This is a genomic window from Neorhodopirellula pilleata (assembly GCF_007859915.1).
In the GTDB taxonomy this organism is placed as follows: Bacteria; Planctomycetota; Planctomycetia; order Pirellulales; family Pirellulaceae; genus Rhodopirellula; species Rhodopirellula pilleata.
In genome coordinates, this window is sequence record NZ_SJPM01000001.1 from 1,058,585 (window position 1) to 1,081,664 (window position 23,080).

At 56.0% G+C, this 23,080-nt stretch carries 3 protein-coding genes; 2 read left to right on the plus strand and 1 reads right to left on the minus strand.

What is annotated here, in order from left to right; translation table 11 throughout:
- Window positions 1–5: 5 nt before the first annotated feature.
- Window positions 6–2,438 carry a replication restart helicase PriA gene (gene priA / locus Pla100_RS03465; protein ID WP_231602633.1) on the minus strand — a complete coding sequence of 811 codons (2,433 nt, stop codon included), beginning with the start codon at window positions 2,436–2,438 and terminating at the stop codon, window positions 6–8.
- Between the two features lie 169 nt (window positions 2,439–2,607).
- On the opposite strand from priA, the gene Pla100_RS03470 reads away from it, so the two are divergent.
- Both Pla100_RS03470 and Pla100_RS03475 read left to right on the plus strand, forming a co-directional pair.
- Window positions 2,608–3,960, plus strand: a complete 1,353-nt coding sequence (locus Pla100_RS03470) for a DEAD/DEAH box helicase (RefSeq protein WP_146576233.1) — start codon at window positions 2,608–2,610, stop codon at window positions 3,958–3,960.
- Window positions 3,961–4,522: 562 nt separating this feature from the next.
- Window positions 4,523–23,077 (plus strand): Ig-like domain-containing protein, encoded by an 18,555-nt coding sequence (locus tag Pla100_RS03475; protein ID WP_146576234.1) that lies wholly within the window; start codon window positions 4,523–4,525, stop codon window positions 23,075–23,077.
- Window positions 23,078–23,080: the final 3 nt, after the last annotated feature.

Genomic DNA, 23,080 nt, shown 5'->3' on the forward strand with positions numbered 1-23,080 from the left:
TGTCGCTACAACAAATTCATCGGGTCGATATCGATCAGGTATTCGATGTCCTCTTTTGGATCAACTTTGAAATCCGCCAGCGCCCGGCGGATGGTCTCTCCCACGACGGCCGCTTCGGATGCCTGCAATAACAGGTGGAATCGGTATTTGCCCCGTAGCCGCACGATCGGTGGAGGGGCCGGACCGAGGATCCGGACTTCGGCATTGAGCAGATCGCGGGCCGATTCAAGCCTCGCCAAAATGGCATCGGCGACCGTTTCGGTTTTGTCCTCGAGCGGTCCGCGAATGATGATGCGGGCGACACTCCCGAGCGGGGGGTAGTTGAATTTTCGGCGATTGACCATTTCGCCTTCGACGAATTTCAGATAATCGTGTTGTGATGCGGCTTGGATTGCCGGGTGCTCCGGCGAGAAGGTTTGCACGATCACGCGACCACCACGGTCGCCGCGCCCGGTCCGGCCGGCGACTTGGGTGACAAGTTGGAAGGTCCTCTCGGCGGCCCGAAAGTCGGGGAAGTGTAGCGCCGAATCCGCATTGATCACACCGACCAGCAGCACATTGGGGAAGTCCAACCCCTTGGCGATCATTTGGGTTCCGAGCAGCAAATTGATCTCGCCGCTACGAAACTCCGACAACACCCGCTGGTGACTGCCAGGGCGTTTCATCGTGTCGCTGTCCATTCGAGCGATCTTGGCGTCAGGGAACTTGGACTTCGCTTCGACCTCCAATTTCTGTGTGCCCAAACCTCCGTACCGAATCCCATCGAACCGGCACGCCGGACACCATGGAGGGGTTCCGATGGTGTAGTCGCAGTAGTGGCACATGGCTTTGCCGCCATCACGATGGTGCGTCAACGGCATGTCGCAGTCGGGACATGCGACGACATGCCCGCACGAAGGACACTGGATCGTCGTCGCGAAGCCGCGTCGATTGAGCAACAAGATGGCTTGTCCTTGGTCACGCAAAGTTTCTTCAATCGCCGCGTGCAGCGGACGACTGATCGCACCGCTGACGCCTCGTTCGTCACGGATTCTCAAATCGATCAATTGCACATCGGGCATCGGACGATTGGCGACGCGATCGGGCATCGAAATCAATTCGGCGTGACCGCTTTGCGTTGCGTGCCAGGCTTCCATCGACGGGGTCGCCGATCCGAGCAGCAAGGGGATGCCCAGCGCCATCGCGCGGGCATGAGCGACCTTGCGGGCGTGGTATCTCGGTTGGGTGTCTTGTTTGAAGGAAGTATCGTGTTCTTCATCCAGCACGATCAATCCCAGATTCGGCAAGGGCGCGAACACGGCACTGCGTGGTCCGATCACCACTTGCACTTCGCCGCGACGGATGCGTTGCCAATGAAAGTGGCGTTCCGACGGCGACATTTGCGAATGCAGGACCGCGACGGAATCGAATCGACTTTCAAACCGACCACGGGTTTGCGGGGTCAGACTGATTTCTGGAACCATCACGATCGCAGAACCGGCTTGAGAAACCACATGCTCGATGGCTTTGATATAAACTTCGGTCTTTCCGCTTCCGGTAACGCCATGGAGAAGTAAGGTCCTGCCGCGACCGCCATCGATGGCCGCGTTGATCCGCTCCAGCGCAACGGTTTGTTGCGGTGTCAGGGTGAAGTCTTGTTTGGCTTCACCATCGTTGGTTTGTGCTTGAATGCGGATGCCGGTATGCATCTCTCGACGAACTTCGGGAACGATGCATTCCTTTTTTCGCAACCGCCGGATCGGATCTTCGGTGCACTGAGCGGTAACGGCGAGTTCAGCCGCCGTCATCGGTTTTTTCTGCACGATCAAGCATTCGATAACGCTCTTTTGTTTGGCCGGCAGCTTTTCAATTTGTTCGGCTGTCAGATCGGGGGACACACTAAAGTAGGTGGTTTGGCGAGTGCCGGCTGCCGCTCGCACGCTTGAGGGGATGAGCGTGTCGAAGACTTGGCCGGCCGGGACTTGGTAGTAATGACTCATCCACATCACCAAGCGAACCAACGCTGCATCACACAGCGGCGACTCGTCGTACAACTCAGTCACATCTCGCAGTTTGCGATGTGCGGACGATCCCTCTTTGATGCCCACGCACCAGCCCGGCGTTGCTTTGCGGCGATGGCCCAAGGGGACCCCGACCCTCATGCCGGGCTTGAGTTCTTCGCGAAGGTGATCTGGGATGCGATAGTCATAGGGACCGTGTGGAGATTTGGCAAACACGATCGACGCCAAACGCACATCCTCCTGGACGGTCAATTCCCACGGCGGAGGATCGGTCTCGAACAGTTCAGCCTGTTCCGGTTCGTCGTCAGAAGGAGGGGAAGCGTCGGGCAACAGATGATCGGAAGTGGGTGGTAACCAAATGGAATTGGCCGATGTACTCGACGGCACCAGAAGATCTTGGAGCAGAGAGTCAACGGAATCAAGCGATGGTTTCATCATAACGGCCGATCGAGGCGGAACAACGATTTGAGTTCCCCGATTATCGGGTCGGCGTTGGACACGTCTGGTCCATCGTCAGATAGGATGAGTCCAATTTTTCCGATCCGACGGATCGAACCGATCTTGATGGCCAGTGTTGCAAACCCGGGTGAAACGATAAACTTCGGGAATGAGCTATACACGAAGTCCCCAAAACTCTCGACCACCCCGTGGTAAACGTCCGCAGCGATTCGAAGAAGCTGGCGATCCGATCGCGCTGCTGGAGTCGGTTGGTCCGGTTGAAACGCCGCCTGATTTCCAGTCGTTTGATGAACTCGACCTCTCGCCCATCATGCGGAAAGCCGTCGCCGAGGCCGGTTTTACGAAGCCCTCGCCGATTCAGGCGGCCTTGATTCCACACGCGTTAGCCGGGACGGACGTGATCGGCCAGGCTCGCACGGGTACCGGAAAAACCGCCGCGTTTTCGATCCCGATCCTCGAGCAACTCGATTCGCTCGAAGATTGTCGCGACCCCCAAGCGTTGATCATCGTGCCGACGCGTGAATTGGCCGACCAGGTGGCCGGTGAGGCGGCCCGATTAGCCTACGGACTTCCCACCGAGATCGCGGTTCTCTCGGGCGGCAAAAACATGACCAAGCAGCTCCGCCAGCTCGAAAACGGGGTCCAAATTGTGGTCGGGACCCCCGGTCGGGTTCATGACCACCTGCAACGGGGAACACTACGGACGAACAAGGTTTGGTCCGTCGTCTTGGATGAGGCCGATCGGATGCTGGACATCGGCTTCCGCCCCCAAATCGAAAGGATTTTGCGCAAATGCCCGCGAAATCGCCAAACGCTGCTGTTGTCGGCGACGTTGCCGGCGGTCGTCCGTCGGTTGGCCGAAAGTTACATGGTCCAGCCCGTGGTGATCGATTGCTGTCGCAACGAGATGGCGGTGGAAACGATCGAGCAACGCTATTTCACGATCAGCCAGGAGCGCAAAGTCGAATTGCTCGAAAAGCTGCTCAAGCGTGAAAACCCCGAACAGGCGATCATTTTTTGTCGAACCAAACGGGGCACTGATCGGCTGTATCGCCAACTATCCCACGATTATCACGGGGCCTGTGGTGCGATGCACGGTGACATGCAACAACGTGAACGGGACCGAGTGTTGCAGAGTCTCCGCGATCGAAAGCTGAAGATCTTGGTGGCGACTGATGTGGTGGGTCGTGGGATCGATATCACAACGATCTCACATATCATCAATTTCGACGTTCCGCAGGATTGTGACGATTATGTCCACCGCGTCGGACGCACCGGCCGCATGGGTCGTGACGGAGTCGCTTACACCTTTGTCGTCCCAGGCGAGGGAGAGGTACTGACGAGCATCGAACAGCGGATCAATAAACTGCTGATTCGGGACACAATGGAAGGTTTCGACGCGCCCCCGCCAATAGCGGATGAGCCTGAGAAAGTGGCCGAACCGACCGAAACGCGTCGGAGCTTGAACCCGATGAATCGCAAGCGAAAGTCCCGCCGGTGAGGATAATTGACGATTGACGATTGACGATTGAAGATTGTCCAGGCAGAGGCTTCCCGATCTCGCCTCTCGCTACTCGCTCTTAGGGAACTTTCTGAATCGGCTCGCGTCCAAGAGCACGCGGAACTATGCCGATTAGTGGGAATGAATCGGCCCGAAATTCCGGGGCAGATCACTCTACCACCCACATGGTGCAGGCGGTCGCCCCGGTCCCCGGGCGTTTTTACTCCTACGACCGTCGTAGCCGCCCGTCGAGTCGTTCGTTGCGGTAAGTAGTGGTTGCGCAAAAATTTGCGACGGCTGCGTCCCCAACTATACTCGGCGGTCTGTGTGTGTCCGTAGGCTTAGGTCGTTCAAGCATCCTCTTGAACGATTGAAGGTCTTTTTCGGTCGCATACAACCTTGTCATTTACGACTGGGCTTGGTTGTCCGTAGCGATGCGTTGGGTGCATCGCCCGCCGGCACAACGAAGCTCCAAGATCCACATCAAGTGCGACGCGGGGCGATCATCGGAAGCAATTTCTTTCGATAACGTCCGCGTTACTCTGCCTAGAAGGTTCGGTCTATGACCTCGCGTCAGCGAAACTCGTCGTCTCCCTCGACTTCCCCCGATTCATCGTCTCGTTCGAGCAAACGTCCCGCGAACAAACGTTCGACGGGAAGTCGGCATATGCGGCGGCGGAACCTGCTCGAAACGCTCGAAGCCCGGCAATTGCTTGCCGGTCCTCAGTTGATCGGCATTCAGCCTAACGAAGGCGATTTGATTGACATCCGTGACGATCAAGGGCGGATCGTTAACAATCCCAATCAGGTCTCGGTACTCGACCTATCGCCCCGTTTGATGACGTTCCGGTTTGACGACAACCAGCGTCTTGACCCGGCAACCTTGGATGCGGTGCAATTTCTGAGGGCGGGTGATGACGGCGAATTAGGGACCGCTGACGACGTCAAAGTCACGCCTGGCGCGGTGACGTTGGGTGACCCTAACGAAAACGAGATCGTGGTCCGGTTTGCCGAGTCGCTCCCGGATGACGAATACCGTATCAACATCTTTGGTTTCGATGATCCGAGTGCGGGGATTGTCGGTTTAAGGAACGTCAACGGCGAATTGCTCGAACCTTCGGTGGCGTCACGTCGCGTCGAAGTCATTGACTTCCGTTTGGACTTGGGTGCGTTGATCGAGGCGGTCGTTCCACAACCGGTCGTTCGCAATGCCGACGGAACGTTGACCCAAAACCGCAACGAAGTGGTTGTTTACTTCAATGAAGACCCGTTGTTTGTTGAGAACGACAGCACGGGCAATCCGACGGCTCGATCGGCAGAGAATCCGCGTTTCTATCAACTGATCTTAACCAACGACACCGTCTCGACCCAAGACGATGAGGTTTATGAGCCGGTTCGTGTGGTTTACGACGAAGACACATTCACGGCCCGGTTGTTTTTCGAAACCGATATCAATGAATTAGAAAACGTTCCTGTCGGTGGCGGGACATTCCGTTTGCGGATCGGCGCAGCGGTTGGGGCGGCGACGGATCTTAAGCTGCAGCCAAGCGAATTGGTTCCGACCCCATCGGTCGCGGTTGATCTAGACGACTTCGGAACTCGGATGATTTTCCGTTCGAGATTAATCGGTGAAAACCAGCCAGCTACCGCAGTTGTGTTTGAAAACAGTGGTTTGGGTGGACTGCAATTGTCACTCGTCGGCGGTGAGCTGCGGATCGACTTTGGCGGTGGTGTTCCGTTGGCCAGTGACATTGAGGCGGCTGTCAATTCGGATCTGCAAGCCAGAAACTTGTTCTCGGTCGAAATCGAAGGTTCGACGACCCAGCCGCTTCCCGGTCGGTTGGTCGGTGCCGAGCCGTTTGTATTGGTCGGTTTGGGCGATACGTTCACAACGGCTAGCGATCTTGGATTGATCGGAAACACGGGCAGTCTGCAGAGCTTCTTGATCAGTGAGTCGATCTCGGCTCAAACAACCAGCATTGTGTTGCCCGGTGGCAACGAGGATCCGGGCAGTCGCCAAGTCGATACGGATTTCATTCGGCATCTCAACCCTGCATTTTTGCCCAACGCCGGTAACGGGATCACTGAAGTCGCCTATAACTTCAGCGGAATCTTGGCGACGGTCGGCGATACCTCATTCATTAACCAAATTACCGAACGTCAACAGACTCGGATTCGCGAAGCGTTGGATCTTTGGTCGAATCGAATCGGAGTTCAGTTCCGCGAAACCCAATCGGAAGGGATCACTTTCGGTGTTGGTGATTCGAATCGCTTAGAGCCACTGGTTGGCACAACGGTTCAAAATTTCGGCGTGCTCGATGCAAGTTTGCGGATCGATCCGAGTTTCCAAAACTCGGCGATCATCTTCAACAATCAAGTCACCTTCGGAACCGCCTACGCCGAAGACTTCACGCGAAAAGCAGCTGCCGGTATCGGGCTTCTGTTGGGGCTTGAATTCGCACCTGAATTGCCACCCGAGTCTCTGCTAACAGGGACATCGCAATTCTTGGAGGACACGATCAATCCCACGACGCTCGGTGCGTTAAACGACCTCGAACCCGTTTTTCCAGGTAACTACGACGTACTGCACGGGCAGTACCTGCACCAGCCCGACAGTGTTGATATCGATTTATTCCGATTCGAAGTCAGTTTGGACGATGCCGATCGATTGGGAACGTTGACGGTGGAAACGTTTGCCGAACGTTTGGCCGAGTCGAGTTTGCTCGACACGACGATTCGGCTGTTCGAAGAAGTCACCGCGACCGCCACAACCGATTTCAATCTCGGCCCGAGCCTGCAGGTTGAGTTCTCGGCCGTTGATGCGGGTCGACTCGGCAACGGGATACGCATCGAGTTTGTCGAGTCCGATCGTGTGGCGGGAGATACGGCAGTTCGCGTCTTGCGTCTCAGTGGCGACAATGGCGAGCCGCTCGATAATGCCATTCTGCTGGACATTCCACGTCGAGGCCGGAACATCACCTCGGTCCCGGTAAGTGATTTGATCAACGCGGTCAACTCGGACGCGTTCGCCTCGCAATTGGTCACCGCTCGCCTGGTAACGGGCACATCGGCAACGGACATTTCGAGTACCAGCGAATTGATTTTGCGTGCCCCGCTGGAATTGACCGGCGGCGGTCTGGTGCAATTGGCTCGCAACGATGACTACTTCAGTGAAGACTCATTCCTGCGAGCCTCATTGGGTCAAGGTGTTTACTACATCGGAGTGTCGGCCAGTGGGAACGACACCTACGATCCCGAAGTTCCCGACAGCGGATTCGGTGGACTGACTCAGGGTAAATACGAAGTTCTGGTGAAGTTCGATCCGAACGTGGACGAGGAGAATGTCCTTCGTGATAGGGACGGATTGGGCAACAACTTGCCCGGAACGCCGATCGACGGCGACAACGACGGACGTCCCGGTGGAGTCAACCAATTTTGGTTCCAAACTCGTCCCGAAGAGCGAATCCTGCAGTTCGATTTGGGGGGATCGGCGATCACGCCGAACCAGACGATTCGGATTGTCAGCGGATCAGGTGTCATTCGAACCTATGAGTTTGTACCGGTCGGCGGTGTTCAACGAACGCCGGGTAGTAACGTAGTCATTTACAACGCGACGCTGGGCGCGAGCGCGCCACCGGAATCGCTTGCGAGTGCTCTGATCAGTGCGATTCAATTAACCAGTCCGATTACCGGAGTCACGGCGGCACCACTGCCAAACGGTACCGGAAATCAGATTCAGTTGTTCGGCGAACGTTCGGTCCAGCTATCCAGCAACGCCCGCGGAATGACCGTTCATGGCAAGACCATTTTCGTCGACAAGACCGGACCGACCCAAGCGGCGGGCAGTTTGTTGTCGCCGATCAACAATATCGCCAGCACCACGGAATTGAGTGCTTTTTCGATCGCCCTACCTGGTGACCAAGTCCGCATCGTGGGTAACGGAGGTGACGATGGTCGTTTGGAAACCGAGAACGACAACTACAGTTACCAGTTCGGCGTTCGAGAAATCGGCGGAGGCCTGAATGAAGATGGCGCCAACATGGAAGTGCCCAAGGGCGTCACGACCATGGTTGACGCCGGTGCGATCTTGAAATTCCGCAGCGCTCGGATCGGAGTCGGTAGCAGTAGTTTGCAAATCGACCGGAGCGGATCGTTGTTGCAAATTCTCGGCACACCACGTTTGGTACAACTTTCCACAGGCGATGATCCGAGCTTAGTTGACTTTGATCCGATCACCACCTTGGTGAGCAATACGGAAGTTACCGGAGGATACCAAGACGGCAGCGTGATTTTGACAAGCATGCGAGATCGTCTCGCCGATTCCGACGCCGCCGGTTCATCGCCCGTAGCCCGACCGGGTGACTGGGGTGGGATCGTTTATCGTAGTGACTTTGATCGGGTCCAGGGTCGATTCAGCCTCGAAGACGAAGGGATCTTCGTCGATCGCGTCAATCATGCCGAGTTCCGCTTCGGCGGCGGCAGCAATGTGCTGGTCGATTCCCAACAACAGCTCGTTAATCCGATCACGATGTTCAGTCGTCGTCCGACGATTTCGTTCAACGAGATCACACGCAGTGCCGATGCGGCGATCAGCGCGTCGCCGGACACGTTCGAGGAAACGACTTTTCAATCCCCGGTTTTCCAGGCCTCCGGTGCCTTCATCGCGGATTACAGTCGGTCCGGGCCGGACGTGTTCTCCAATACTCTGGTCAATAACAGCATCAATGGAATGTTCATTCGGATCGCGACGGGTCAATCGCAACCACCGCGCACATTGACGGTGGCGGGACGATTCGACGACATCGACGTGGTCCACCATTTGGCCGAAAATTTGATCATCGAGGGAACTCCCGGTGGATCGATCAGTGATGGAATACGCCCCGAACTGGTCAGTTCTTCGGGACAGATCCTCCCCGGCGGAGATCTCGCTGCGGGGGCTTATCGTTATAAGATGACTTTCGTTGACGAGTTCGGATTCGAGTCGGAGCCGAGCGATGCCAGCGGCGTCTTTACCGTGCCGTCGACGCTAACGGGTGAAGGTTCATCGATCGAACTTCGTAACCTGCCGGCGATTGGCGGAGTTAGCAACTTCGTTTCACGCCGGCTTTATCGGTCGATTCCAGGAACGCTTGATGATTTCGTGTTCATCGCCCGCTTGGACGCGTCGGGGCAGACGTTTGTCGACGACGGTTCGCGTAACTTGACCAACAGCACTCGTCTGGACCCGACGCTAGCCGGTATTCGTGGCCGTTTGGATGCTTCGCTGACGATCGATCCAGGTCTAGTCATCAAGCTCAACGGGGCTCGAATCGAACTGGGACACGGCACGCAACTACTGGCCGAAGGCACCGATCAACTTCCGATCGTGTTGACAAGCTTGTTGGACGACCGGTACGGCTTTGGAGGCACTTTCGACACCAACAACGACGGCGATGTCGCGGATCCTCAGCGTGGTAATTGGGCCGGGATCTATGCCGGTCCCGGGGCGCACGTCGGTCTGGATTCGGCGGTCATCGCTTACGGCGGTGGAATCAGCCCGTTGGCGGGCGGTTTGACAAGAGGCTATGTGCCACTGCAATTGCAACAGGCGACCGGACGAGTCGTCAATACACGGTTTGAATTCAATCAGTCCGGCCAAGCTGGTGCCGGTCCGATCGGCAGGTTCGGTAGTCCCGGTGTTACGCCGTCGGTGATTCATGTTCGCGGCAGCCAACCGACGATCGTCGGGAACGAGTTTGTCGACAACCGCGGAAGTGTGATCGATATCGATAGCAATTCGTTCAATGCGGAACGAATCGTGGACTTGGGTCGCGAGACCGGTGAAATCGATCGCTTGATCGATCTGGACGACAACTTCGGGCCATTGATCCGTGACAACTCCTACCGGATCGTAGCCAGCCAGGCTGCCGCTCAACAGCAATTCAGTGGAATGGAAATCCGTGGCGGACAACTGACCACCGAAAGCATTTGGGATGACACCGACATCGTACACATGCTGTTCGATTCGATCACCGTTGGTAACTTCCATTCCTCCGGTGGTTTACGATTGATGAGCCGGGCCGAAGAGAGCTTGGTTGTCAAACTGAGCGGTGAGGGCAATGGCTTTAGCCCGACGTTCGGTACCGGTCTGACCGCGACCGGGACGGTTGGCGACATCGAAAACCGCATCGGCGGCACGGTGCAAGTCATCGGTATGCCAGGCTCGCCGGTAATTTTGACAAGTTTCCAAGATGACACCGTGGGCGGTGGTTTGGAACTCGATGGAACTCCGTTTACCGATACCAACGGCGATTCGTTTGGATCGCGACCGGAACCGAATGATTGGCGGAGCGTGTTGTTTGACCAGCACAGCAATCTGACCAACATGGAGTTCATCCTAGAACGAGAACTCGATTCCGAACGGTCTCCTGGCTTGAACGGCTCGGTCACCAACGCTCAAACTCTCGGTCAATTGGCAACCAGTCCGATTACCAGCGATGAACAGCAGCGGCTCGGATTTGAAGTCGAGGGTTTCTTGTCCCAGGCCAACGATGTCGACACCTACGCGTTCTTGGCTCAAGCCGGAACTCAAATTTGGATCGATGTCGATGCGACCAGCTTCACCCTTGACACGATCGTGGAAGTGCTGGACCCCGACGGAACGGTGGTCGCGCGAAGCAATAATTCTCGTGATGAGGTTGCCGGCACCGCGACGGTGGACGCATTGGACCCGAGCGTCGAGGGATTGGTCGGTTCGCTCAAACGAGATCGTGAGTTCGATGATTTCCTCGACTTCAATTCGGTCAATCCACGCGATGCCGGCTTGAGAATGACATTGCCGGGCCCCATCGGTGAAAACTCGACTTACTTCGTGCGTATTCGCAGTGCCTCGATGAATCCCGACGACGCCACCGGTGGATTGACAAAGGGCGGTTACCGTTTCCAACTACGTACCCACGAAGAGCAAGCGTTCTCGGGAAGCATGGTCCGATTCGCCGATATTCGGTATTCCAACCATGGCATTCACGTTCGAGGCGGGATGTCGAATTCACCACTTCTTGGTGATGCGCAGGAAAACGAACAGTTGGGCGCGTTATCAAGCAACGACTCGCCTGTTACGAGCCTGAACACGCCGGGCCAACGTGCCCAGTACCTCGGCAATCTACTACAGAGCCGTGACGGTTCGTTTAGCGTCGGAGGTCAATTAAGCACCTCGGCCGACATCGACTTCTATCAGATCGACGTCAACGGTGCGTTAGGTGCCACCGGTGGAACCACGGTCGTGTTCGATATCGACTATGCGGACGGATTTAATCGACCAGATACGATGTTGTCTTTGTTCTACGATCCCGACGGCGAACGTGGACCTCTGCAACCTCGTTTGGTGGCGATCGGAAATGATAGCAACATCTTGGAGGATCAAGGCCTACCCAATGGTGATCCTCTGGATCTACTCAGCCGTGGTAGTATTGATACCGGTGATGCCTACATCGGTCCGGTAACGCTGCCTGGAGGTAATGGCACTTATTACATCGCGGTTTCCGGTGAAGGTACCGTTCCCGAAGTCTTAACCGATCCTCTGGTTCGTTTAGAACCAGTCGACTCGGTCATCCGGATCTTTGACGATCAAGTCAATTCGCTGTTGCAAACGACTGCGCTGCCTCCGCGCGAGGTGGGACCGTTCATCGATACCCAATTGTTGCCGTTCGGTTGGTCGGTTACGACCGACCTAGCATTGAACATTGGTCACAACCTACGACAAACCTTCAACGGTTCTCGGCCGATCGATTTATACCCCAGCAGTATTCAAGTCGAAACGGAGTCAAACGATTCGTTCCTGACTGCGGATTCCCTCGAAACGGTCGCTGGTTGGAGTTTGAACGACGATCCGAATGTTGGAAACAATTTTGGAACCAACACGTCGCAACTTTTCCCTCACACGAAAGTGCTCGGCCAAACATTCAATGAGGTCGTCGACGTTTTCCAATTTGACGTGACGGAAGTCAACTCGACCGTCATCCTGGATATCGACGAGGGCTTCAACCCGTCTCTTTTCACATCGAATCCGGGGCTTGCAGGAATCAATGTGGGGAACCGGGACATCTCTACGTTGGCGACCGATAGCGTCAATTTGAAACTGCAATTGTTCGATGTGTTTGGAAACCTCCTTGCAACGAGCAGCCTCGCACCCGCCGATGACGGCGCCTTGGGCAGTACCGCGAATCCACTGAGTTTGTTCTCCGAAGACCCCTTCATTCAAACGACCTTGCAGCCAGGGCAGTACTTCGTTGCCGTCTCGCCTGAAGCAACCACTTACGATCCAGTTACGGGCGTTTTCACGCTTCCTGTCGCCAATCGACCCCGCAGCGGAACGTATGAACTGAATGTCTCGGTCGAACAACATGCGGTCATTGGTGGTGACCCGAACAACGAATCGTTGTATTTCGATCGTTCAGAGTTCCGGGGTGACTTGGACAGCGAATCGTTTGATTTGGTCGGGTATACCGACGCGGACCAACCGATGCTTTATTTCGACTACCTGCTTCGTGATGTCGGCAACGATGCCGTACGCGTGACCGTACGCAGTGATCAACAACCCAATGCCGTAGTCGTGATCGGCAACACCGAAGGCGTCCTTGGCGCTGATCCGGGTACCCCGTTGTTACAACGCAATGGAATCGGTTCTTGGTTCCAAGCCCGCATTGACTTGGGTGCGTTCGCGGGCGATACCGGCGTCACCGTGCAATTCCAGTACGACACCGATTTCTTCGCAGGCGAAGGCCCGACGCTTGAGGGCAACGGTCTGTACATCGATAATTTCATCGTCGGTTTCGCCGAACGCGGCGAGCTGGTTACCGGTGCGCCTTCGGCACGACTCGGATTTACCGGGCAATCGCAAACGGTCACTGGGGAATACCAACTCGAAATTCGTTCCGGACAAGCTTACCGGGATACCGGGCTGGTCAACGCGGCAGACGTTTCGACGACGTTCGACACGAATGATCGGTTGTCACGATCGATGACTTTGGTCGCTCCGCTTCCCAATCAGATTGTCGATGGCAACACATTCTCGCTTTCGGATAACGTCCGCGAAGTGACTTTCGAATTCAATCGCACTGGCTCGTTCACGGCGGGTAATATTCCGATCGACATCTCGGCCGCCTTGACGCGAGCAGACGTTGCCGAGGCGATCCAACGAGCGATCAACCTTCCGGCCGTTCAGGCGTTTGTTCAGATTCAAGCGACGGACATTGCCGGACAAACGGACGGTTCGAGCCGAGATGTTCGCGTTGCGTTATCGGGAGTAGTTTCCGGCGATTTCATCGCCGTGGATAGTCTTGCCGACGCGCCACAAGCCGATAGCCCGTTGGCACCGGGCGGGGGTGTCCTTCCCATTGCGGCGATCTACTCGAACATGATCGGCGACGCCAACGTGGTCCGGACCCAGGATCAAGTTATCATTGATTCGAACCGGATCAGCGATGTCCACACGATTGGCATCTACAGTGAGCCGGCTGACCGAGATGTCGACCCTCAAGACATTAAGTTCCCGCCTGAAGACGGAGTGGTGCAGGGCAACTTCTTCAATTTCAATACGGGTAACGTCAACGTACCCGAGCGATTCTTGCAACAGCCGCCGATCGGTAATTCAACTCCAGGCGCCGTTCGCAACTTGCCGACTCTCAATGACTCTGTCATTGGCGGTCTGACTCCGGGAATCTCGATCGTCAACAACACGATCGACAGTGCCGGTTACGCAGGGATCCGAGTAGAAGGCCAATTGCGGCCGTTCGTTATCGACAGTGGCTTCGTCGCTAACGACTTCATACTCGCTGAAAATTTCGGTGATCAAATTAACGATGGGTTAACGATGACGCTCGATGCCTCTGGCACTCGGGTCACGTTCGAATTCGAAGAAATCACCGGTGACGTGACGCCCGCCGGGGGCAGTGGCCAGGCCGGTGGCGACGGCTACGTGGATGGTCACGTGCCGATTTATTACCGCCGGACGTTCCCCACGGGCTACAACAACCGATCCTACGGATCGACTCGTCACGAAGTCATGATGGGGATTCAGCAAGCGGTCTTGGGAAGCATTCTGGTCACCAATGATCTTGTGCAACTCGTCAAGCCGACGATCGGACCATCGATTCAGTTTGGCAGCGAATTAGAAGAAAGCCGTTATCTCAGTGAGATCTCTTTCCCCACACCTGCAGTTTACCTCGAGGGCGTAACGGGGGTTTATTTCGATAGTAGGTTCCAGAAAGTTGGTGGAGGCAATCCGTTTACCGTAGGCCAGGCGGCGATCGGCGAGGCGGCTCAACCGTTCGCCAAAATCGTCAACAACACGATCTACGGTCAAGACGGTACCGAATCGACCTTCCAGCAAGCCGCGATCACTCAAGGTGCCGACGGCGACGATACGCTTGCCGGAGCGGTGCGCACCCAGGTCGGTCAGGCACATGCATCGATTTATACGACGACGGCAACGATCGGAAATGGCAATACTGTCAACGATCCACGACAAGACGCCGATATTTATGAAGTCGAGCTTCGTGTCGGCGATCGTTTGATCGTGGATATCGATACGATCCCGGGTGCTGGACCTGACACGTTCTTGCAATTGTTTAACGAGAATGGTGTGGTCATCGCATCCAACGCTCAAGGGTTGGTTCCCGATCACTTGGAGACCAGCACGGATCCGACCACGTTTGACTCGACGATCGGCTCGACGGTCGATCCATTCTTAGACTTCACCGCCACCGTGGGCGGAACGTACTACGTCTCGGTTACTTCGCAGGGCAACGAAAGTTTTGATCCTAATTCGATCTCTGGACGCGACCTCGCGACCGGCGGGTTAGGCGACTATACGATCGCCATCGAGGCCTACGCGGCTCGCCAGTTCGTCTTCAGCATTGATAACGACATCGAAACCCGTGGAGGTGGTAACCTTGGTACGACCGGTCCCGACCTCGATAATGCATTTTTCACGATCACCCAAGTCGCTGACCGAAACGATCCGCTCGCGGTGCCCGGTACGACCAACACGGTGCGTTTCGAGTTCAATGTCACGCCTGCTGCTGGTGTGGGGGGCTACACAGCTCAGAACGTAAACGGCCAGACGGTTGTGACGATCAATGTTCAACCGGGCGACGGGCATCGTGTCCCCGAACTGATGGTCGGCATCGCCGGGGCGATCAATGATTTCATCGTCGGCGGTTTCAGCCTGCTGGGCAATCACGACCGTGGCAACGGCCCGATCGATGCTCAGATCGGTGCCGTGAGCGGCCCTATCGATCCGGTTTTGGCAACACCTCTAGGCGGCGTCGCCGGCGATGGGGTGGGTTCGGGTGCCTTTGGTCCCGTTCCACCGCCTTACGCGGGCTTACTTGGTGGCGGTGTCGATTACCAATACGGATTCGGTCACGATCGTTTGGTTTCGGTCGGTAGCACGTTCAACGGAACGACCGAAATGTATCTTTTGATCGAGAACGCCGCAAAGATGGAAGTCTCGGGACTCCCATTCCATCTCGATCCACTCCCCGGACGCAACACCGATCAGTTACTTCCCGAACACGGCGTCCTCATGGCCGGCGGTAGCAGCGGGGTGATCTTCAACAACGTATTCTCGAATCTGCATATCAGTGTGGACAACGAGGAAACTCGGCGACTCGGATTCAACACCGTAGGTCCCGACCTTCACCCCAAGAAGGGCGAAGTGGTCGTTACCAGCAACGCGTTCCAGCACGATCAACCGGCAAACAATCGTTTCCGTGACAATATCAATTCGATCAACAACGGAACCGGAATCGTTCAAGACCCGAGCAATGTCAATGGTGGCACCGACGACTTCAACGTGACCCTTGGTGGTAATGATCCGTTATTTGTTCATGCGGCGGGCGACAATTTCTTGCCCGCGCTTCGGGCTGAAATTATCGACACGGGCATCACTTCGGTCCTCGAACGCGATCGATTCGGTGCGGTCAAACAGAGTGTCGGGCTGCCGATCAACAATGTTTTGGCACCACGTCGTGACGGTATCGGTGTCTTGCGTGCGGACAATGACGCGGTCGCGCCTCCGAGCGGTTTGGGTGGGTCACTGTTCTTGGATCTAGGCGCCAATGAACGTGCCGACTTCAACGGACCGGTCGCGATCATTCTGAATCCACTCGATAACGATCCGGCAGGATTGGATGCTGACGGCAACGACACGTTCATCGATCGACCGGTCGGAGGTTTGAGTGAGTTCATCATTCAGCTTCGTGACACCGGCGATTCCGCCGACCCGTTCACGGGCGTCGGATTGGATGGGGATACCGTGATCGTTTCGGAACTTCCAGGACTTAGAAAATCGGGCGACAACGTCACCGTATTCGAGAACGATCGCTTGTTGGTCGAAGGGATCGACTATCGCATCCGTTTCGACGAAGTCTCCAACAATTTGTTCATCACACCGATCGCCGGCATTTGGCGAAACGATCGGTCGTACCGAATCATGTTGAACAACCGTGACCGAAACGTGTTGATCGCTCCGTCGCCGGACGACGTTGAAGACGGTGATCAAATTCGAATCACCGATTCGGACGGCGGAACCGTCGTGTTCGAGTTCGAAACAGGTTACCAGTTGTCGTTGCCTGAGCCGTTAACACTCGTCGTACCTGAATTGGGAACAGACGTCGGCGGGATCCGCGATGGAGACATCTTCCAAGTCGCCAATGGAACCAACAATCCTGTTGTCTTTGAGTTTGACGTCGACGGTGTTCGTTTGCCGGGATCGATTCCGATCACGCTGCCGTCCGGTCCCACGCCGATCGATGCGATGGACAAGGACGATTTCCTGCGAGGGATTGCCGAGAGCATTCGAGAGGCGTTGATTTCACCTCGGACCGATTCGTTGGGAAATCAGTTGCCCGCCCCGTTCGACTTCGATGTTAAGGTCGTTCGCGAACCCGAACTGCCGGGCGACAACAGCGAACCAGATCCGGTCGTGAGTTACCGCGTCGTTCTGGGAGCCGAACCAGGAACGACAGTGAATACATCAGCGGGCGGTTTGCAACAACTTGCACGCACGTTGGCCCTGAGCGTTCCGACCGTAGGCGGGGGTGCCGGCGGTATTCAAGACGGCGAAACGTTTACGATCTCGGACGGATCGATCACACGGACGTTCGAGTTTGACGCCGATGACACCATGAACGATCCCAATGCCATCCGGATTGAGGTGGCAAGTCTGTTGGTGACTCGTAGTGGTCTGGAGATTGCCGATTCGATCGCTCAAGCGATCATTGATTCCCCACTGTCGCTTACGCCTAGCGTGAACGGAACTTTCGTTGCCTTGAATCTACCGGCCAACGGCGTCGTGACGACCTCGCCGGGACAAACCCGCGTCGTGGGCTTGAGCCGACCGGTTAACGATGGCGACATCATTCGAATCAGTCGCCAAGCCGAAGCGTCCTCCCAGGCGATCGAAATCAACGGTTTCTTCCCGAGTGGATTGCCGGTTGATAATTCACCTGTTGATTTGGACGACGTCACCTTTACGGTTGAGTTGCAAGAGGGCAACAACGTTGCCCAGCAGTTCGTGTTTGAATTCGACAGCAGTGGCGAGGTGCCACCGGTGGTCGGCATCGGAAACACGGCAATCGACGTGACCGAACTGATCACGCCCGAAGGTGGCACACCAACTCTGTTCTACGTTTCGACCGACGAATTGACCCGTCGGATCGCGGCGGCCTTGGTAGCCAAGGGAATCGATTTGAGTCCGATTCCACAAGACGAATTCGTCTTCATTACGGTTCCTGACGGCCAGACTTTAACCCTCGATTCGGACTTCTTAGGAATCGGTTTGACTGACGAAGCCCAGTTCATTCCGCGTCAAACGCTGGAGTTCCATCTCCGTAGCGACGTGGACCCGACAGGCGCGGATGTCACACCGGGGCACATTCCGGTGGTCTACGACTTGACCGACACTTCCGTCGAACTGGCCGAACGCGTCAGTGCGATCTTGAACGCGACTGCGGTCAGCCAGAACGAACAGGAACTCGCCGGTTTGTTGCAACAAATTGCGACCGCCGAGGCCGCTAGCGAGGATGCTCAGGGCGTCACCAATAGCGAGTTGTTCCAACAAGCTCTCGCCCAAATCTTCGCCGGACGTGAAATCCCGACCGATCCGATTACCGATGAAGTCATATCGCTGTTGCCCGGCCTATTGAATACCAGCGAACGAACCGCTCCGGGACAGATCTCGGTTGCCGTTGATACCACCAATCCGGTGCTGTTGACCGTTACCGACACCAGTTCTTTGGTCGTGCAAGGCGAACCAGGAGTGAGCGGAGGCAGCACTGTTCAAGTCCTCGGCCCGTTGTTGTTGAACATCCCGACCCTTGGCGGCGTGAGCGTCATCAACGGAAGTATCTTGGTTCTGACCGATGACGACGGCAATGATGTGGTCTTCCAGTTCTCGTTGGCCAACGCACCGTTCAACAACATCCGTCTTGGTGCCAACGTCATTACGTATAGCACCAATGATACGCCGGATGTCTTGGCAACTGCTTTAGCAGCGTCGATCAACGCGTCGACCGCCGGATTGCCTGCGACGGTCGTCAACGGAACCCAAGTTTCGCTCGGCCGCATCGATCGAACTCGCGTCAGCAACACGGGTCTACCCGGATTCGCCGGAGCCAGCGCGATCGGCATTCAGACCGGTATTGTCAGTGATGGCGAGATATTACGAATTCGCCAAGGCGACATCTCGGTGTCCTACGAGTTCGATTCGGTCGAGAACGGTGGCGGTGTTCAACCTGGCAACGTTCAGGTTTCTTTCCAACCGAACAGTTCGCCCGGCGATATCGCCGAAAGCTTGGCGGCGGCGATTCGTAACAATCCCGGCGGTCTACGATTCACTCCCGGTCCCAACGGCGAGGTTTTCCCGATCGCCGAAACCGACGAGAATGGCGTCTTGACCGGCGGTGTCATTTTGAACGATCTTCCCGGAACACAAGTCGACATCTCGGCAGCGCCGACGCTCAACGTTACCGGTGTTCCCGGCGGTGCGATTCCGATCACGATCTCGCCTCTGTTCAGTTCGGAGGCGATTAAACAAGTGCTCCTGCGAGCTTTGAATAACGTTAATCGCCGTGGCGAAGATCCGACGACGACGATTTTCGCCGAAGACCGCGGTGGCAATTCCTTGTTCCTCAACAATGCTCAGATTGTGGAAGGTCCGATCGACAACTTCCTTTTGCCCGCGATCAAAGATAAAGTCGGCAACAATTTGGAAGCCAATCGCGACGATCAGACAACTCAGTTTACGATCAACCTGTCCGACATCGCGTTGGATTTCGGCGATGCACCCGACCCGGTTGGACTGATTCCCGGACGTTATCCGACTCGCTTGCGAGATAACGGAGCGAGACACGTTGTTGGTTCAGGTCCACTGCTGGGACGTAGCGTCGACTCGGAACTCGATGCTCTGTCGGTTCAAACCGCCGACGGGGACGACTTAACCATCGTCGTCGGTGGTGGCGGAGGGTTGTTCGCCAATCGTTTGGAAAATGGCGTTGTTAAAGTCGATATCAATCCAACCAATGTGTTCGATGTAACCGTGTTTGACGGTGAAACATTCACCATCGATACCGGACCACAAGTCGCAACGTTTGAGTTCGATACCGACGGCATCTTCAACGAAGACAACTTCGTCATTTGGCCTCGCGGCTATCAAGGCGAACGTGTCCTGACCGCCGCCGATTCGGCGCTCTTGTCCGAAGCGAATATCGCTCTTGGGATTGAAAACTCGATCGAACAAAGCCCGATCAACCCCGCCAGCGTACGGACGGTGACTGATCCGGTATCCGGTTTGGTAACGGTCGAAGTTTCCGGTGATGATGAAGACGGCGTCAAGTTCACCAGTCCCGACAATCCGTTGGGGATTTTCAATCCGAGCCCCGGATCGGTCACGCCGATCGAAATCACCGTCAATGGTGAAGGTGTCTTGGAAGCTTGGATTGACTTCAACGCCGACGGCGATTGGGACGATCCAGGTGAACTGATCATCTCGCCCGATCTCGAGTTTCCCGAAGGCACGCCGAACCCTGCCCTCTTCGGGCCCGGCGAAACCATTCGCACCTATAACATTGAAATTCCATCGACCACACGCACAAGCACCGGTGACACCTATGCACGATTCCGTGTGTCACGCAATGGAACCGGCTCTCCGGTCGGGCTTGCGCTTAGTGGCGAAGTCGAAGATTATCGAGTTCGGATCGTCAATGGTACACCGCCGACGATTACCGATACCTCGTTGAGCTATGACATCAACGAAGGCGGATTCCTACAGGCGAGTGACGATATTGGCATCGATCAATTCACCAACAACGACGGCTTGTTGGTCGGAGTGCAAGGTGAATTCAATCCGGTATCGAATTCCAATCGAACCGTAGAAATCTTCGCCGCTGACATCGGTGAACGGGAACTCTACGGTGCGAATGGTGAGTTGGCAGGTGTGATCACGATCGCTCGCAACGGCACGTTCACGTTCGACGCGACCGACGACTTCGCCGGTGAAGCTCGGTTCCTTGCCGACGGAACCCCGTTCAGTGTCCGCGTGACGGATATCCGCCCGAACGCCCCTGGTGATCAATTGGTTGGCAATGAACGGATCTCGGTGGTCATTCGCGTGGCACCCGTCAACGATCCGCCAACGCTTCGACCGGGTATTGTGCCTTCGGACGTGTTGGTCACTCGCACGATCAACGAAGATAATGTGAATAGCCAACAGGATCAAACGATTCCTGGACCGGTAGTCTTCAACGCATCTGAATTGATCACACCGTTCTATGTCGCCGGACCGGGCACCGAGCCGGCCGAACAAGAACTTGTGTTCTTCTCGGCAGGAATCGGAACAACCGCGTTCCGTACGCTACAGGGCGGCACCTTGTCGATCGGCTCGGGCGGTCGCACGATCAACTACACGCCGCCTGCTAATTACAACGGTCCGGATCCCGATGTGTTCACCTATACCGTCTCGGACCGCTTGCTTAGCACGCTCCCCGGTTCGATCGTCAGTGAAACCGCTCAGATCCAAGGACGCGTTGAGATCGTCATCAATGCGATCAACGACAACCCGATCGTGATCGGCGAATCCTATCAAACTCTAGAAGACCAACCGATCACCATTCCGATCTTCGGCGTCCCTGGGGGCCTACCCGGTATCCTCGATAATGATGAACCGGGGCCACCGGATGAAAAGGCTGCACCGGCGCGTCAAACGATTTCGCTCAAGCCGAACCAGTTCACAAGTATCCAGAATGGACAGATCGTCCCACTGCGTCGCACGCCAAATGGTGGAACGATTCGGCAGGTCGGTGACAATCTGATTTACACTCCGCTGACTAACTTCAGCGGTACCGATCGGTTTACTTACATCGTCGTCGATTCGGCCGGAGCGGAATCGACCGCTACGGCGACGATCGCGGTGGGTGACATCAATAAACCGCCTGTATTCAGCGGCGTTCGTGGTCAACGTGATGGATCTCAGCAACCGGTCACCCGCATCGACCTGAACGAACGCACTCAAAGTGGCGAACTCGAAACGTACGATTTGAATTCATGGTTCACTGATCCTGACGGTGACTCGCTGAGTTATTCGATCGCATCGGTCAACAACACCCAGTTGATCCAGCCCTCGATCAGCGGCGACGTTTTGTCGATCGAACTGAGCGTGTTTCGGTCTGGAACAACCTCGTTCACGATCACCGCGACGGATCCGTCCGGGCTTTCGGTATCGCAACCGATTACGGTAAATGTGGCTTCTTCAGCAGATGCTCCGATCGTTGCGGGATCGTTCGATCCGACTCGGGTGCTCGAAGGCAGTGTCTTCACCGGAGATCTCAAACGAGAGCTCGGAGAGAACGATGGATTGTTCTTGGACGTTGATGGCGACAATTTCTCATACCGAGTCGTTCGCCTTGGTAATCTCAGCAACCCGACGGCCAGCCAAATTGCGGCGCATCCATTGGTGCGCCAAATTGAGTTCGTCGGCGATTCCGTCCGGATTGTTCCTCAACCCTTCAAGACCGGCTCAGTTGTCATCGAATTGGAGGTGTTTGATGGCACGTTCGTCAACAGTCACTCGTTCACCTACATCGTCGATGAGATCGCAACCGCGCCGATCGGAAACTTCACCGGCGATGACGCGTACACGGTGCCGTTGGGTGGTGTGCTAAGAATTACCGATCCGAATCTCGGATTGCTTCGCAACGATTTCGATCCTGATCCAGGATCCACGATCCGTGTCGATGCCGCTTCGCTGACCCAACCGGTCGGCGGAACCGGAACGGTTTCGTTACTCGGTCGGACCGATGGTGCGTTCTCGTTCACGACCTCCAATGGTCCCAACCGACCGGTCGCCGGTCAAACCGACACGTTTACCTATCGCTTAATCGACAACACGGGACGCTTGAGCCAGCCGATCACGGTCTCGATTACGTTCAACCAGTCGAACTTCCAAAACCCGATCGATCGCTACGACGTGACCGCCGACGGTTTCGTCACGGCCGTCGACGCGCTGCGAATCATTAACCTGCTCAACGAGCGTAACGGTAGCGTGAACGTCAGCGATTTGGAAACGACGCCTCCGGACTATTACGATGTCAGCGGCGACGGAGTCGTCACGGCTGTCGATGTTTTGCAGGTCATCAACGAACTCAACAATCGTGATGTCAATGGAAACAACGGTTCGAGCGAACCCATTCCCGCCGACGCGATCGGAACATCGGATTTCGGCATCACGTTGATGACGGCCGCCACCGACAATTCGGCGGATTCAATCGATGCGAGTCGGTACCGCTCGTTGGCGTCGACCCAAGCGTACGCGACGGTTTCGGGAACGAACTTGGGTACCGCCAACCGTGAAGCCGTCAAAATCGATGCCATCGATACGAACGTGGCGACCGACATTCATTCGTCCGTCGACTCGATCCTGACGGGGGGATTGGAACTCCAGTCGAGAACCATGAACCGCGCCGAAGAGGCGGTCGGAAGTCTGGCTTCCAACTTAAGATCGTCACAATCAGACGAGTCGGAATCGTCCGAGGAGGCTTTTGACTCCGCCCTGGCGGATCTGTTTTCTGAGTTTTCCTAACCT